This window comes from Nocardia sp. NPDC057353 (assembly GCF_042667085.1).
In the GTDB taxonomy this organism is placed as follows: Bacteria; Actinomycetota; Actinomycetes; order Mycobacteriales; family Mycobacteriaceae; genus Nocardia.
Map to the genome: position 1 here is coordinate 66,576 of NZ_JBHVAK010000028.1, position 14,037 is coordinate 80,612.

Sequence of the window (14,037 nt, forward strand, 5' to 3'; positions counted from 1 at the left end):
GTTACCGTACCGGCGGATTGCCCGGCAGTTGCGGGGCATCCGTCGGTGCCATGGCGACGGCGTGCCTGCGCAGTTCGGCGACGACCCGCAGCTGCCGCTCCAGCTCTGCGCAGCGCTCGGCCCTGCGGGTGGACTCGACGGAGGCGGCGTCCTGGGTGGCGCGCAGCGAGTCCTCCAGGGAGCGCAGCGCGCGCTCGGCCACCCCGGTGTAGTGGTCGCGCAGCGCGCGGTGGATGCGGTGCAGCCGGTCCTTGGACTCCTTGCCCGCCTGGAAGGCGACGTCGTCGACGAAGCGCCGCACCGCCGTCTTGGCCTCGCTCCGGCGGCGCGCCAGCCGAGCCTGCTTGTCGTCGCGGAAGGCCTTGCCGCCCACCAGGACACCGGCGCCGAGCGAGATCGGGTTCAGCATGGCGAGCCCGGCGAAGGTGCTCGCCAACCCGACCATCAGCACGCCGCCGTACGAACCGCGCATGCCGACCAGCAGTTTGCTGCCGAAGCCGATGTCCTTCTCCAGGTCGGCGAGGGTGCCGGAACCCGCGCGGCTGTCGCCGGATTCGAGCGCGCCGCGCACGTCCGGCAGGTCGACCGCGCCCAGCTCGGCGAAGTGCTCGGCGACCCGCTCGGCCAGCCGGGCCGCGCGCTCGTGGGTGAAGAGCAGGTTGTCGCCGAGCGCGCTGTCCACGCTCAGCCCGAGCCAGTCCGCGATCCGCTCCCAGTGCCTGCCCGGGTCGTGGTCGTCGATCCACTCCTCGCCGTCGCGGGCGATCGCGCGCAGCCGTTCGCGCAGGTCGTGGTCGGTGTCGCCCGCCAGGTCGGTGATGCCGTCGCCGAGCGTCTGCTGCCAGGCCGCGGTGCGGCGGTGCAGCTCCTCGGCGGCGGCCTTGGCGGTGCGCAGCTCCTGCAGCGCGGCTGCGCCCCTGTCCGGGTCGCGCAGGGCGACCAGCTCGCTGCCCAGCGCGAGCGCGAGATGTTCGGCGGCGGCGGCGATGTCGCGGGCGACTCCGGCGCGGACGGCGGCCTGGTCTCGGGCGACGACCTGGTCGCGCAGGAACTGGTAGAGGTCGCCGAAGCCGGACTCCAGCCCCAGTTGGCGGTCCTGGGTGCGCATGGCGTGCTCGCGCAGCAGCGCGGAGACCGCGATGGTCGGCAGGTCCAGCCGGGCCCGGTCGAGGTGGCCCGCGTTCGCCTCGTGCACGCGGCGCCAGTGCGGGTAGAGGTCGGTCTTGGTGAGCAGCAGCGCGACCGTCGGGCAGAGCTCGCGGACCTGGCGCAGGAAGGTGAGCTCGGGCTCGGTGAGCTCGGTGGAGGCGTCGGAGAGGACGAGCACCGCGTCGGCGGTCGGGACCATGCCGAGCACCGTCGCCGCGCCGGGGCCGGAGCCGCCGACGCCAGGGGTGTCGACCAGCACGATGCCGTCGGCGAGCAGCGGGTTCGGGGCGTGCAGCTCCAGCCGCAGCACCCGGCGGCCCTCCGCCAGCGGGGTGCGCGGGTCGATGCCTGCCACGGCGTCGGGCGGGATCGCCACCCTGACCTCGGGCGCGCCCGCCTCGGTGCCCGCGAGCACCAGCTCGGCGCGGAGCTCGGGGCCGTGCGCGAGCAGCATCGGGAGCGTGGTGACCGCGCCGTCGCCGACCGGGCAGAGCTCCAGGTCGAGCAGGGCGTTCACGAACCGGCTCTTGCCCTGGCCGAGTTGGCCCGCGACCACGATCCGGCGGCGCGGGTCGCGCACCCGCTCCGCCGCGGCCTCCAGCCGGGCGACCAGGTCGGAGCGGTTCGCGGAGCGCGCCGCGCCGATGGTCTCGGTGAGCACCGTGAGCAGCGGGACGGCGGGGGCGTTCGCCGGTGGAGCGGTCATCGGGTCGCCTTTCTTCGCGCGGACGGGCTGCCCGTCCGGTGTGGACGGGCAGCCCGGGGATCATCGCCGGAGCGCAGGGGTCAGTGGAACAGGCCCTGGTCCGTGTCGGTGTCGAAGTGCGCGCCGCTGCCGCTCTGCGAGCTGCCGAACAGGGAGCTCTCGCCGGTCAGCGAGGTTTCGCCGGAGGTGGTGCCGGTGCCGCCGCCGGTGAAGGAGGTCTCGCCGAAGGCGGAGCTGACGTCGACCGACTGCCAGGTGCTGCTCGCCGAGGAGGCTGCGCCGGTCAGCGAGCCGCCGAGTTCGCCCGCCGCGCTGCCGCCGGACTGCAGGGTGGAGCCGAGGGTGCCGCCCGCTTCCGCCGCGCCGGTGAGGCCGGAGTCGAGGGTGCCGCCCACGTCGGTGGCGCCGCCGACGGCGCCGGTCACGGAGCCGCCGAGGTCGGTGGCGCCGGTGAGGGCGCCGCCGAGGCCGGTCTCCAGGCCGGAGCCGAGGTCGGCGCCCGCGCCGAGGTCGGAGGTGAGCTGGCCGCCGAGGCCCGCGGTGCCGTCGACCGCGCCGCCCAGGCCGGACTCCAGGCCGCCGGTGAGCTGACCGCCCAAGCCCGCGGCCCCTTCGACCGCACCGCCCAGACCGGTTTCCAAACCGGAGGTGAGCTGGCCACCCAGACCGGCGGTTCCGTCGACCGCACCGCCCAGACCGGACTCCAAGCCACCGGCAAGCTGGCCACCGAGACCGGCGGTCCCATCCACCGCACCGCCGAGGCCGGACTCGAGACCTGCGGCGAGCTGGCCACCGAGGCCGGCGGTTCCGTCGACCGCGCCACCCAGACCGGACTCCAGCCCTGCGGCGAGCTGGCCGCCCAGGCCCGCGGTCCCGTCGACCGCGCCACCCAGACCGGACTCCAGCCCTGCGGCGAGCTGGCCGCCCAGGCCCGCGGTCCCGTCGACCGCGCCACCCAGGCCCGCACCGACCTGGCCACCCAGGCCCGCCGCACCCTCGACGGCGCCGCCGAGGCCGGTTTCCAGGTTGCCTGCCAGCTCACCGCCGAGGCTGGCGGTGCCATCGAGCGCACCGTCCAGGCCGGTGACCACGCCGCCCGTGACGTCGGAGAGCCCGGTCTCGAGGCCCGCGGCGGTCTCGCCACCCGCGGCGAGTACGCCGCCGACGGTGCTGGCCAGCCCCGTCTCCAGACCTGCGCCCGCCTGCGCACCGGCGTTCAGCGCGCCGTCGAGGCCCGCACTCAGGTCGCTGCCGAGACCGGCAGCGGTGGTCAGCGCGCCGTCCAGCGTTCCGCCGAGGTCGGCAGCCGCGTCCACCGCGCCGGTCAGATCGGCACCGAGACCCGCGGCCGCGTCCACCGCGCCGCCAACGCCCGCGCCGAGACCGGCGGCACCGTCGACGGCACCACCCAGGCCCGCACCGAGACCGGCGGCCGCGTCGACCGCTCCGTCGAGGGTGCCGCCGAGGCCGGCGGCCGCGTCCACGACGCCACCGAGGCCCGCGCCGACACCGGCCGCGCCCTCCACCCCGCCACCGACAGCGCCACCCAGACCGGCACCGACCCCGGCGGCACCGTCGACTGCACCACCCAGACCCGCACCGAGACCAGCGGCAGCATCCACCGCACCACCCAAGCCCGCACCGAGGCCTGCGGCAGCATCCACGACGCCACCCACGCCCGCACCGACGCCGGCGGCACCGTCCACCGCACCGTCGAGCGCGCCACCGACACCGGCGCCGAGGCCTGCGGCAGCGTCGACAGCGCCACCCAAGCCCGCCCCGACACCCGCGACACCATCGAGCGCGCCACCGAGACCCGCGCCCGCGCCGGCGGCACCGTCCACTGCGCCACCCACAGCGCCGCCCAGACCTGCGCCGATGCCCGCGACACCATCGAGCGCGGCGCCCAGGCCCGCGCCTACGCCGGCAGCACCGTCGACCGCGCCGCCCAAGCCCGCACCGAGACCCGCCGCGGCGTCCACGGTTCCGTCGAGCGCGCCGCCCAGGCCCGCGCCGAGGCCCGCGGCCGCATCCACCGCACCGCCGAGACCGGCACCGAGGCCCGCGGCGGCGTCGACAGCGCCACCGAGAGCACCGCCGAGACCTGCGGCCGCGTCGACGGCACCGCCGACAGCGCCACCCGCACCGGCGGCCGCGTCCACCGCGCCACCGACGGCACCACCCAGGCCGGCAGCCGCGTCGACGGCACCGCCGAGACCGGCGCCCAGACCCGCGCCGACGCCCGCGACACCGTCCAGCGCGCCGCCGAGGCCGGCGCCGACGCCTGCGGCCGCATCGACCACACCGTCCAGGGCTCCGCCGAGGCCGGCGCCCACGCCGGCGGCGGCATCCACCGCACCACCCAGACCCGCACCGAGACCGGCGGCCGCATCGACCACACCGCCAACGGCGCCACCCAGACCGGCACCGAGACCGGCGGCGGCGTCCACCGCGCCCCCCAGACCAGCGCCGAGACCGGCGGCCGCATCAACTACCCCGCCGACGGCGCCGCCGAGCCCGGCCCCGAGACCAGCGGCCGCGTCAACGGCACCGCCCAACCCGGCCCCGATCCCCGCACCCAACCCGGCCGCGGCATCCACAGCGCCACCGAGACCCGCACCCAAACCCGCACCCAAGCCGGCCGCGGCGTCCACGGCACCACCCAAACCCGCACCCAACCCCGCCGCTACGTCGACAGCCCCGTTCAGCGCACCACCGAGCCCGGCGGCGAGATCCACTCCCGCATCCACGGCCCCGCCCAGCCCGAGATCGATATCCGTATCGACGCCCCCACCGAGCCCCAGATCGATATCGGTGTTCACACCCCCGCCGAGCCCCAGGTCGATATCGGTGTCGACATTCCCCCCGAGCCCGAGCCCGATATCGGTAGCAGCCCCGACCGCCGCCGACCCGGCCGCACCGATCACCGCAGCGGCAGCTGCCTGCGCCCCGACGGCGACGATGGACGACAGCTGCGACCCGCCCGCGACGAACGCGGACTCCGCGACCATCGGCGCGACGGCGGCGATGTCCTCGGGGGTGACGTCGGAGAGCCCGGCCGCGGCCAGCGCCCCGGTCGGGTTGTTGCAGTACCCCACCGCGGCTTCACGATCACGCAGCAGGTCGAGGATGAACTCGAGAATGGCGTTCGGGGTCATGAGGGATCGTCTCCTGGTTTCGGCGGGGCCGAGCGGCCCGCTGCAGTCGGAATGACTTTCACGCTAGGAGCGCGCGGCGTTACGCGAAACGGGGCGCACCCCCAATGCCGCGGGGGCAATTTCGTTAGGGGTTCGAAGCGTATTAGGGGAATTTCCCCGAACCTGCCCGGAATCGGTAACGGCTCTCCCCCAGCAACCGACACAGCTGGTGCGCCGGGCGCATCGCCGCGGCCGCACGCAGTAGGACAGCGACACATCGGACCGACAGTTCTCGAACGGGGTTCTCGAATGACACAGCGTCTGGCGCTCGGCATCACCGTCGGTGCGTACCGGTCGGCCGTCGCGGCCACCGCCGCCGACGATCGCGATGGTGAATCCGCCAGGGTGACCGCGCATCCCAGCGTGCTGCGGCTGGCGGCGGACGCCGCGCCCGCCTTCGGCAGCGCCGCGCGGCCGGGCGGCAGGCACTCCGGCGACACCGTGCTCGAGGGCTTCCTGGCCCGGGTCGGCGACCCGGTCGCGATCCTCGCCGAGGACGGATCCGAGCACGTCGCGGAGGATCTCGTCGCCACCGCGGTGGCCTGCCTGATCGAGGAGGCTGCGGGCTGGTCCGAGCCGGTGACCGTCGCCTGCCACCCCGCCTGGTGGTCGAGCCACACCGTCGAGGCGCAGCGCGACGCGCTGGAGCGAGCGGGCCTCGGCGACGTCACCCTGGTCCCGGAGCCCGCCGCCGTGCTGCGGCTGCTCGACACCCCCCGCACCGCGCGCGAGGACGGCGCGGTGGTCGTCTACGACCTCGGCGCCACCGGCCTCACCGTCTCGGTGCTGCGCACCGGCGCGCAGTCCGGGCTGCTCGCCGCCCCGGTCCGCAGCACCGAGGTGGCAGGCGCCGAATTCGATCTGCTCACCATGCGTTACGTGCTGGCAAATGCCATGGGTGAAAACGATTTCGACCCCTTCGACCCGGTGGTGGAGCAGGAATTGTCGGCGCTGCGGGAGCGGTGCCGGAAAGCGAAGGAAGTCCTTTCCGCGGACACCGCCACGGTCGTCGAGGTCCGGCTGGACCCCGCCGCGGGGCCGCAGCGGATCCGGCTGGTCCGCGGCGAGCTCGAGGACCTGCTGCGCGCCCCGCTGCTGACCTCCGCCGAGCTGGTCCGCACCGCGCTGCACCGGGCCCGCGTCGACCTCGGCGACGTCCGCCAGGTCGTGCTCACCGGCGGTGGCGGTGCGATTCCGCTGGTCACCGAGGTGCTCTCCTCCGAGTTCGGGGTGCAGGTGCTGGCCGCGGGCGACCCGGAGAACGCCGCCGCCCGCGGCGCGGCGCTGCTCGCCACCGACCTGGCGAGCGCGACGGTGCGGAACGCCCCCGCGGTCGCCGCCGAGCCCCCGGCCGACGACGCCGCGACCACCGCCATCCCGGCGCTGCTACCCGAACTACCGGAACCGCCGCAACCGCGCGGCCGGTTCACCGGGCGGCAGCGGGCGGGCATCGTGGCGGGCGCGGTGACGGCACTGGCCGTGCTCGCCACCGGAACGCTCGCGCTCGGCACCGGCACCTTCGCAGGCGATTCCGCCCCGCCCGCGCAGAGCCCGACCGGAACGGCGGTCACCGAGGCCGCCACCGCACCCGCCGGGCCCGGCGCCCTCCCGGTGGACGCCACCGGCGCGCCGGTGACCGCGGCACCGGGCACCATCGCCGACGCGGGCGGCAGCCCCGCGGCCCCCGGCACCGTCGCGGCACCGAACGCGCAGCCGACCCAGGCGGGCAGCCCCGCCCCGGCCGCCGCCGACCCGGCCCAGCCGCAGGCCCCCGCACCTGCACCCGCCCCGGCTCCGGCCCCGGCCGCGCCGAACCCCGCTCCGGCCCCGTCGAACGGCGGCGGCTCCACCCCCAACCCGCCGACCGGCGGCGGCGCACCCCCGCAGACCGTGGTGATCTCCCCGCCGACGCTGCCGAACATCCTCGGCCCCGTCGAGCGGCTCGGCGACCGGGCGGGCACCGCACTCGAGAACACCCTGGACGAGACGCTCGGAGGCTCCGGTGGCTGACGCTGCCTTCGACACCCTCCCGATCGCCCGCGAGATCCTCCGCGAGCTCGAGGCGGGGTCGCCCGAGCCGACGGTGTACCTGGTCCGCGGCCGCTCCGGCACCGGCAAGTCCACGCTGCTCGCCGCCATCAGGGCCCAGCTGCGCGCCGCGGGCATCCCGACCAGGGACACCGTCACCGGCAGCCCCGCGCAGCCGGTCCGACCCGCGGGCAGGCCAGCCCCGGCCAGGACCGCCGCCGCGCCTGCCCCGAACCGGGTTCCGGCGCCGGGCCGCCCTGCCGTCCGGGTGCCGGGCAGGCAGCCGCTCCCGCCGCGCCGCCCCGGCTCACCCGCCGTGGTCGGCGCCGCCCGGCCGCAGCACGGCCCGCCGCGCGAGGCCGCGCTGGTGATCGACAACGCGCACACCCTCGGCGACGCCGAGCTGCTGGCGCTGTGCCGGGCGATCGACGCCGGGCAGCGCACCGTGGTGATCGCGGCGCAGCCGCGCCCGCACGACCAGCGGCTGCGCAGGCTCGCCGACACCGTCGCCCGGCGCGGACGGGTGGTGGAGCTGCGCGCGCTCGGCGCGGCCGAGATCGTCCCGTTCGCCCGCGAGCTCGGGATGGTGGTGCCGCGCTCGGTGGCCCAGCACATCCACCAGCTCACCGGGGGGAACCGGGGCGGCGTCGTCGCGGCGCTCGCCGCGGCCAGCTCGGCCCGGCTGGACGCCGGGATCGCCACCGTCGACGCGGCCGTCACGCAGTGGGCGCGCAGCCTGCTCGGCGCGGTCGAGCCGGACCTGCTGGAGACGCTCGCGGTGGCAACCACCGGCACCGGGCTCGACTCCAGCGAGCTCGTCGATGTGCTCGGCGTCGCCGCCGACACCGCCGACGCGCTGATCGACCGGGCTCGGGCCAGCGCGCTGGTCACCGACGCCGACCTGCTGCTCGACCCGGCCATCGCGCCGCTGCGCACGCTGCTCGGCGACCGCCGCTTCGTCGCGGTGCAGCGCAGGCTGCTCTCCGCGCGGCTGGACGCCGGGCTGCTGCGCGACCACACCGCGCTGCTGCTCGCCGAGTCCGGGGTCAGGGACGCCAGGCTGGCCGAGTTCCTGTGCCAGGCCGCCGAGAAGGCGGGCGCCGAGGCGGTGCGCTACTACCGCGCGGCGGTGGCCGCGGGCGCCGACCCGGATTCGATCGCGCTGCCGTGGGCCGAGGCCGCGCTGCGCGCGGGCGACGGCGAGACCGCGCTGCGGCTGGCCGAGCCGGTGCTGGCCCGGCTGGGCCAGCTCGACCAGGCGGGCACCGCCCCCGCGCTCGCCACCGCCGTGCGGATCTGCGCGACCGTGCTGGTCCGGCGCGGCCGCACCGCGCGGGCGGCACAGCTCTACAGCTGGCTCGGCCCGCACCGCGCCGGCGCGGACTGGGCCGTCGGCGCGGCGGTGCAGTACCTCGCCGGTGACGCGGCGGGCGCCGCCACCATGGCCGCCTCCGCGGTGCAGTGGCCGCCGACCGAGGCGAACGCGCACGCGCGGCGGGTCGTCGAGGCGCTGGCCCGCACCGTGACCCCGCGCCCCGCCCCCGCGGGCCGGGGCCGGATAGCGCTGCTGGAGGACGGCGAGGCGGGCACCGCCGCCGCGGTCTCCGGGCTGATCGGGGTCGCGCACGCGGCCGCCGCCACCGAGCGGCTGCTGCCCTGCGCCGCGACCGGCATCGCGGTGCTGCTCTGCCTCGGCATCGGCGAACCCCGGCGGGCCATCGACGCGCTGCGCCGGGCCGAGGCCGACGGCAATGCGAGCCCGCAGCTCGGCGTGCTCGCGGCCTGGGCGGCCATGCTCGGCGGCGACGAGCGCACCGCGGCCGACCGGGTCGCCGCCTTCGACCACGCCGCTATGGAGCCGCGCGACCGGCTGCTCGCGCACGGCGCCGCGGTCGGGCTGGCCCGCCGCTCCGGCGACCACACCGCGCTCACCCTGGCCTGGGAGGCCGCGGTGCCGCTCTTCGACGAGGTCGACGCCGACCTGCTGACGCTGCTGCCGATCGGCGAGCTCTGGCTGGCCGGGCTCCGGCTGCGCGACGAACGCCGGATCGCGCCGCTGGTGGCCGCGGGGTACGGCGTGCTCCGCAGGCTCGGCGAGCCGCCCGCCTGGGCCAATGCCTTCCACTGGTACGGCGTGCAGGCCGCGCTGGCGCAGGAGCGCCCTGAGGACCTGCTGCCGCACGCCGGACAGCTCAGGGCCGCCGCCGAGGCGGGCGACCGGCACGCCGCCGTACTCGCGCAGGCGGGCCGCACCTGGGTGCTGGTGCTGCGCGGCGAGGTGTCCGCGCCAACGGTGCAGAACGCGGTGGCGCAGCTGGCCGCGGCCGGCCTCACCTGGGATGCCGCCCGGCTGGCCAGCGAGGCCGCGCTCGCCGCGGCCGACCCCGCCGCGGCGACCACCCTGCTCAAGCTGGCCCGCACGGTCCGCACGGAGGCGCGCCCCGCCGACACCGCACCGCGACCGCGCACCGACGCGAGCGCGAACCCGGTGCCGGGCGCCGACCCGGCGGCCGTGCTCAGCGAGCGCGAGCGCGAGGTCGCGGAGCTGGTGCTGCTCGGCCTGACCTACCGGGAGATCGGCGCGCGGCTCTACATCTCGGCGAAGACGGTGGAGCACCACGTCGCCCGGATCCGGCGTCGAATCGGTGCGGGCTCGCGTTCGGAGTTATTGTCGATGCTCCGCGCCATGGGACACGGCTCGCTGCTGGTGTGACGCCTGGTCGGGAAACCTGTCCGGGTGGACGTCGAAGCGAGGTAAACAGGATGGCCACTGGTGTGGGCCTGCGCATTGCCGACGACGAGTGCGTCGCGGCGATCGCGACCGACAGCGGGGCGGAGGGGGATCTCCCGGCGGGCGAGCCGCACTACATCGTCCGAACCTGTGTGCTGCACATGTCGGACGACGGCGACGCCGCGCTCGGCGGCGAGCCGCCGGACGGCTACACGCACTCCATCCGGCACTTCGTCGGCGCCATCGGCGACCCGAACGGGGTCACGGTGGACGACGGCGAGGCGTACCGGGCCGAGGATCTGGTCGCGACCGCGCTGTTCTGCCTGATCAACCTCTCCGCCGAGTACCTGGTGGGCCCGGCCGAGTTCTACGCGACGCACCCCAACAGCTGGCCCCCCGAGCACGTCCAAGGACTCCGCGAGGCGCTCGACTACCTGGGGCTGCGCTCGGTGGTGCTGGTCGACGAGGCCGACCTGCCGCCCGCCGCAGGTCTCGACCGCGGCCGGACGCTCGCCCACCACGCGGCCCGCTCGGCGCTGGCCGCGGTGCTCGCCACCCCGGCGGGCACCACCCCGCCGGACCCGTCCGAGCCGCCGGTGCACGCGCTCGAGGTCACCGACGTCATCCCGAGCGTGGACGGCGGCGCGCAGCCGCAGGCGTACTCGGCCGCCATGCCCGCCGCCGGGGTGGTCCCCACCGAGCCGGAGGAGCCGCAGGCCGCGACGGCCGCCCCCACCACCGTGCCGCCCGCCGCGCCCGCCCGCCGCCCGAACCGGATCGTGCTGCTGATCGCCGCCGCGGTCGCGCTCGGCACGGTGCTCGGCGGGATCGGGGTGGCGCTGTTCTTCCGCGAGTCGGGGGAGCCGAAGGTGCCGCCGCTGCCGGATGCCCAATCGTCGCTGCCGCCGGTCACCTCGACCACGGCGCCGCCGCCGCTGCCCGAACTGCCGGTCAGCACCGCCCCGCCGGTGGTGATCACCACGACCACCACCGAGCCGGAGCCGACGCCCGAGCCACCGCCGCCACCCCCGCCGACCAGCGAGGTCACCACGACGACGGCGCCGAGCGCGACGGCGACCACCACGCGGCGGACCACGCCGCCGCGGGCCCCGTGGCAGCAGCCGTGGCCGCCGACGTACCCGCCCTATTTCACGACCTTCAGTCTGCCGGGTAGCCCGTGAACGGTCCGACCGCCCGGTTCTCGTACCCGGAACATTCCGGTCCACGATTGCCCACGACCGATTCGCGTTCGTGCCCTAGAGTGTTGCGCTGACCGGACTTTCCGCGTGCGGGCGGTCCGTGGATGAGCATTTCCTGATGGGTACGGCTTGCTGTTCCCACTGATGGCTGGCACGTCGGTGCCGACGAAGGGACTTCATGAGCAAGCCGGTGGCGCGTCGCGCCGCGGTCAGGGCAGCAGGCATCGCCGCCGCGACGACCGTTATCCTCGCTCCCCTGCTCTGCTCCGGGGCCGCCTCCGCGGCGCCGGAGCAGCTCGCCGCCGACGCGCTCCCCGCCGAGCTGGTCCAGGCGATCGCCCGCGACCTGCAGATGACCCCCGTCGAGTACCTGGACCGCGCCGCCCGCGCCCAGCAGCTGCGCACCTACGCCAGTGACTTCCGCGCCGAGCGCCCCGCCGACTTCGCGGGCGCCTGGATCGGCCAGGACGGCAACCCGGTGGTCGCGGTGACCTCCCCCGAGGCCGCGCAGATCGCCACCGCCGACGGCTACCAGACCCGGCTGGCGCCGGTGAACGCCGACGGCCTGGAGGGCGCGCTGCAGCAGTTCGGCCAGTTCGTCGACACGCTGCCGAAGGAGGTCGCGCAGGCCATCCAGTCGGTCGCGGTCGACTTCCTGAACAGCCAGCTGGTGGTCAGCGTCGCCAACACCCCCACCGGGCACATGCTGAACCTGCCGACGCTGATCGCCAACGTGAAGGTCATCCTGACCCCCGGCGGCGGCGGGCCGGTGGAGCGCAGGCCGATGGCGGGCGACACCTACATCACCTCGACGCTGTCGCTGCAGGACGAGAACCTGCAGGGCGTCGACGTCTGCTCGTTCGGCTTCAACAGCGTGGACGCCGCGGGCCGGGCGCTGAACATCAGCGCGGGCCACTGCGACCCCAAGCTGGACCAGGGCGACCAGCGCGCCACCGTCTACCAGCCGAACGTCAGGGACATCCCGAACAGCCCGGAGCTCGGCACCTTCGTGCAGGCCAACCTGGGCGGCGCCAGCGGCCTCGACTTCTCGCTGATCGAGCTGAACGAGCGCGCGGTCGGGCTCGGCATGGACCAGCCGTCGGTGCGCGGCTCCAATGGCACCACCCTGAACATCACCGGCATCGGCGACCCGATCACCGGCGCGCCGATCTGCAAGTCGGGCCAGTCCTCCACCTTCACCTGCGGCTTCGTCGTCGCGGACCGGGTGGAGACCCAGCTCTTCACCGCGGAGGGGGAGAGCCGGACCATCCGCGGCTTCGCCAGCTCCGCCTGCACCCTCGGCGGCGACAGCGGCGGCGCGATCGTCTCCGGCACGCTCGCCCTCGGCATCACCAGCGGGTCGAACGCGGCCGACGCACCGAACTGCAACGAGGCCAACGTGGCGCTCGCGCAGTACGGCGGCACCGCGACCCTCGGCATTCCGATCCGGCCCATCCTGGCCGAGATCGACGCCGCCTCCGGCGGTGGCGCGGGCTCCGGGATCACCGTCCGGACCAAGCCGGTCACCAGCTGAAACCCGGCAACCCGTCGGTGACCGCCGACACGCGCCGGATCTGCCCGAATCGTAGCCACGCAGCACAGGGGACGAGTAGTGATAGCGGACCGCACACCATATAGTCTGGGCATGCTTCTGCCACGCAACGGCCGCAGGCGGCCCGCCGCCCGCTCCGGCACATTCCGAAAGACCGTGATCGCGGCCTCGGCGGCGGTGCTGCTGTTCGGCCCCACCGCGGCAGTCGCCACCGCCGACCCGGCGCCCGCAGCCGAGCTGCCCGCCGATCTGATCGCCGCCGTGCAGCGCGATCTGAAGATCTCCGCGGACGAGTACCTGAACCGCGCCGACGTGGCGCAGCAGGTCGCGGCCTTCGCCACCAATGCCCAGCGGCAGTTCCCGCAGGTGTTCGGCGGCGCGTGGCTGGACGACGCGGGCCGCGCGGTGGTCGCGCTCTCCCAGGGCCCCGGCGCCGACGAGGCAAGGCAGGCCGCCGAGTCCGCCGGGTTCGAGGTGCGCAACGTCGCCAAGAGCGAGGCGGCGCTGCGCGGCGAGAAGAGCGCCTTCGAGCGCTGGCTGGAGGGCCAGCCCGCCGAGATCGCGAACCTGGTGCGCGGCGTCGTCATCGACACCGTGAACAACAGCATCGCCGTCCGGGTCGACCAGGCCGGGCTGCCGATGCCGAGCTTCGTCGACCCCTCCCGGGTGATCGTCATGGCCCCGCCGATCGCGGGGGAGCAGGCGCAGCTGCAGGCGGGCGCGATCGCCGAGGCGAACCCCGGTGGCCCGCTGGCCGCCGGTGACGGCTACGCCTCGGTCGCAGGCGACACCTCGCTGCGCTGCTCGCTCGGGTTCAACGGCACCGACCGCAACGGCAACGTCGTCAACATCAGCGCGGGCCACTGCAACCCCGACATCCCGTCGGCGGGCACCGGCAATGCGGCGGGCGTCTACGAGATGGCGGGCCCCGACCGGCTCGGCGCACAGCTCGGCAGCTTCCAGAAGTCGGTCCTCGGCAACCAGGACTACTCGATCATCCGGGTGAACGACCAGGTGGCCGCGCGCTTCGAGAACAACACCGTGCGGGCGGGCAATGCCGCCCCGATCGCCATCGACGGCGTGGCCAGCCCGGTCGTCGGCGCCCCGGTCTGCAAGTCCGGCTCGCGCACCGGCTTCAGCTGCGGCGTGGTGAACGCGATCGACCAGACCGTCCAGGTCGGCGACCGGGAGCTCACCCAGAGCTTCTCCGCCACCATCTGCGCGCTCCCCGGCGACTCCGGCGGCCCGCTGGTCTCCGGCCGGATGGCGCTCGGCATCTCCAGCGCCTCGTCGGTCGCCGACTACCCGGTCTGTGCCATCCCCAACCTGATCGGCGCGCTGACCGGCAATGTGCCGCAGCTCTTCGCGCAGCCGGTGAGCGTGGTGCTCTCCGACAACCCCGGGCTCCGGGTTCGTACCGGCTAGTAGTTACCGGGCAGTAGCCGAGAAGGCCGGGAGCGGTTGCGCTCCCGGCC

General features: G+C 75.7%; 7 protein-coding genes. 5 read left to right on the plus strand and 2 right to left on the minus strand.

Annotated features, from left to right (window positions below):
• Window position 1: 1 nt before the first annotated feature.
• Window positions 2-1,855 carry a dynamin family protein gene (locus ACFUUZ_RS16860; protein WP_378697051.1) on the minus strand — a complete coding sequence of 618 codons (1,854 nt, stop codon included), beginning with the start codon at window positions 1,853-1,855 and terminating at the stop codon, window positions 2-4.
• Window positions 1,856-1,935: 80 nt separating this feature from the next.
• A complete protein-coding gene (locus tag ACFUUZ_RS16865; RefSeq protein ID WP_378697053.1) occupies window positions 1,936-5,013 on the minus strand; it encodes an IniB N-terminal domain-containing protein in 3,078 nt (1,025 codons plus the stop codon).
• A 288-nt stretch (window positions 5,014-5,301) separates the two neighbouring features.
• Between ACFUUZ_RS16865 and ACFUUZ_RS16870 the strand changes: the two genes are divergently transcribed.
• The 5 genes from ACFUUZ_RS16870 (at window position 5,302) to ACFUUZ_RS16890 (ending at window position 13,987) form a co-directional block, all read left to right on the plus strand.
• A complete protein-coding gene (locus ACFUUZ_RS16870; protein ID WP_378697055.1) occupies window positions 5,302-7,062 on the plus strand; it encodes an Hsp70 family protein in 1,761 nt (586 codons plus the stop codon).
• Window positions 7,055-9,793 carry a LuxR C-terminal-related transcriptional regulator gene (locus ACFUUZ_RS16875; protein WP_378697057.1) on the plus strand — a complete coding sequence of 913 codons (2,739 nt, stop codon included), beginning with the start codon at window positions 7,055-7,057 and terminating at the stop codon, window positions 9,791-9,793. The genes ACFUUZ_RS16870 and ACFUUZ_RS16875 overlap by 8 nt, the downstream gene beginning before the upstream one ends.
• Before the next feature lie 50 nt (window positions 9,794-9,843).
• Window positions 9,844-10,992 carry a hypothetical protein gene (locus ACFUUZ_RS16880; protein ID WP_378697059.1) on the plus strand — a complete coding sequence of 383 codons (1,149 nt, stop codon included), beginning with the start codon at window positions 9,844-9,846 and terminating at the stop codon, window positions 10,990-10,992.
• 196 nt (window positions 10,993-11,188) lie between these two features.
• Entirely contained in the window at window positions 11,189-12,544 is a 1,356-nt protein-coding gene (locus ACFUUZ_RS16885) for a S1 family peptidase (RefSeq protein ID WP_378697061.1), read from the plus strand.
• 111 nt (window positions 12,545-12,655) lie between these two features.
• Entirely contained in the window at window positions 12,656-13,987 is a 1,332-nt protein-coding gene (locus ACFUUZ_RS16890; RefSeq protein WP_378697063.1) for a S1 family peptidase, read from the plus strand.
• Window positions 13,988-14,037: the final 50 nt, after the last annotated feature.

Bases quoted from the DNA above. Each gene is read 5' to 3' on its own strand.
- ACFUUZ_RS16860 (WP_378697051.1), bottom strand. From the start codon at position 1,855: ATGACCGCTCCACCGGCGAACGCCCCCGCCGTCCCGCTGCTCACGGTG.
- ACFUUZ_RS16865 (WP_378697053.1), bottom strand. From the start codon at position 5,013: ATGACCCCGAACGCCATTCTCGAGTTCATCCTCGACCTGCTGCGTGAT.
- ACFUUZ_RS16870 (WP_378697055.1), top strand. From the start codon at position 5,302: ATGACACAGCGTCTGGCGCTCGGCATCACCGTCGGTGCGTACCGGTCG.
- ACFUUZ_RS16880 (WP_378697059.1), top strand. From the start codon at position 9,844: ATGGCCACTGGTGTGGGCCTGCGCATTGCCGACGACGAGTGCGTCGCG.
- ACFUUZ_RS16885 (WP_378697061.1), top strand. From the start codon at position 11,189: ATGAGCAAGCCGGTGGCGCGTCGCGCCGCGGTCAGGGCAGCAGGCATC.
- ACFUUZ_RS16890 (WP_378697063.1), top strand. From the start codon at position 12,656: ATGCTTCTGCCACGCAACGGCCGCAGGCGGCCCGCCGCCCGCTCCGGC.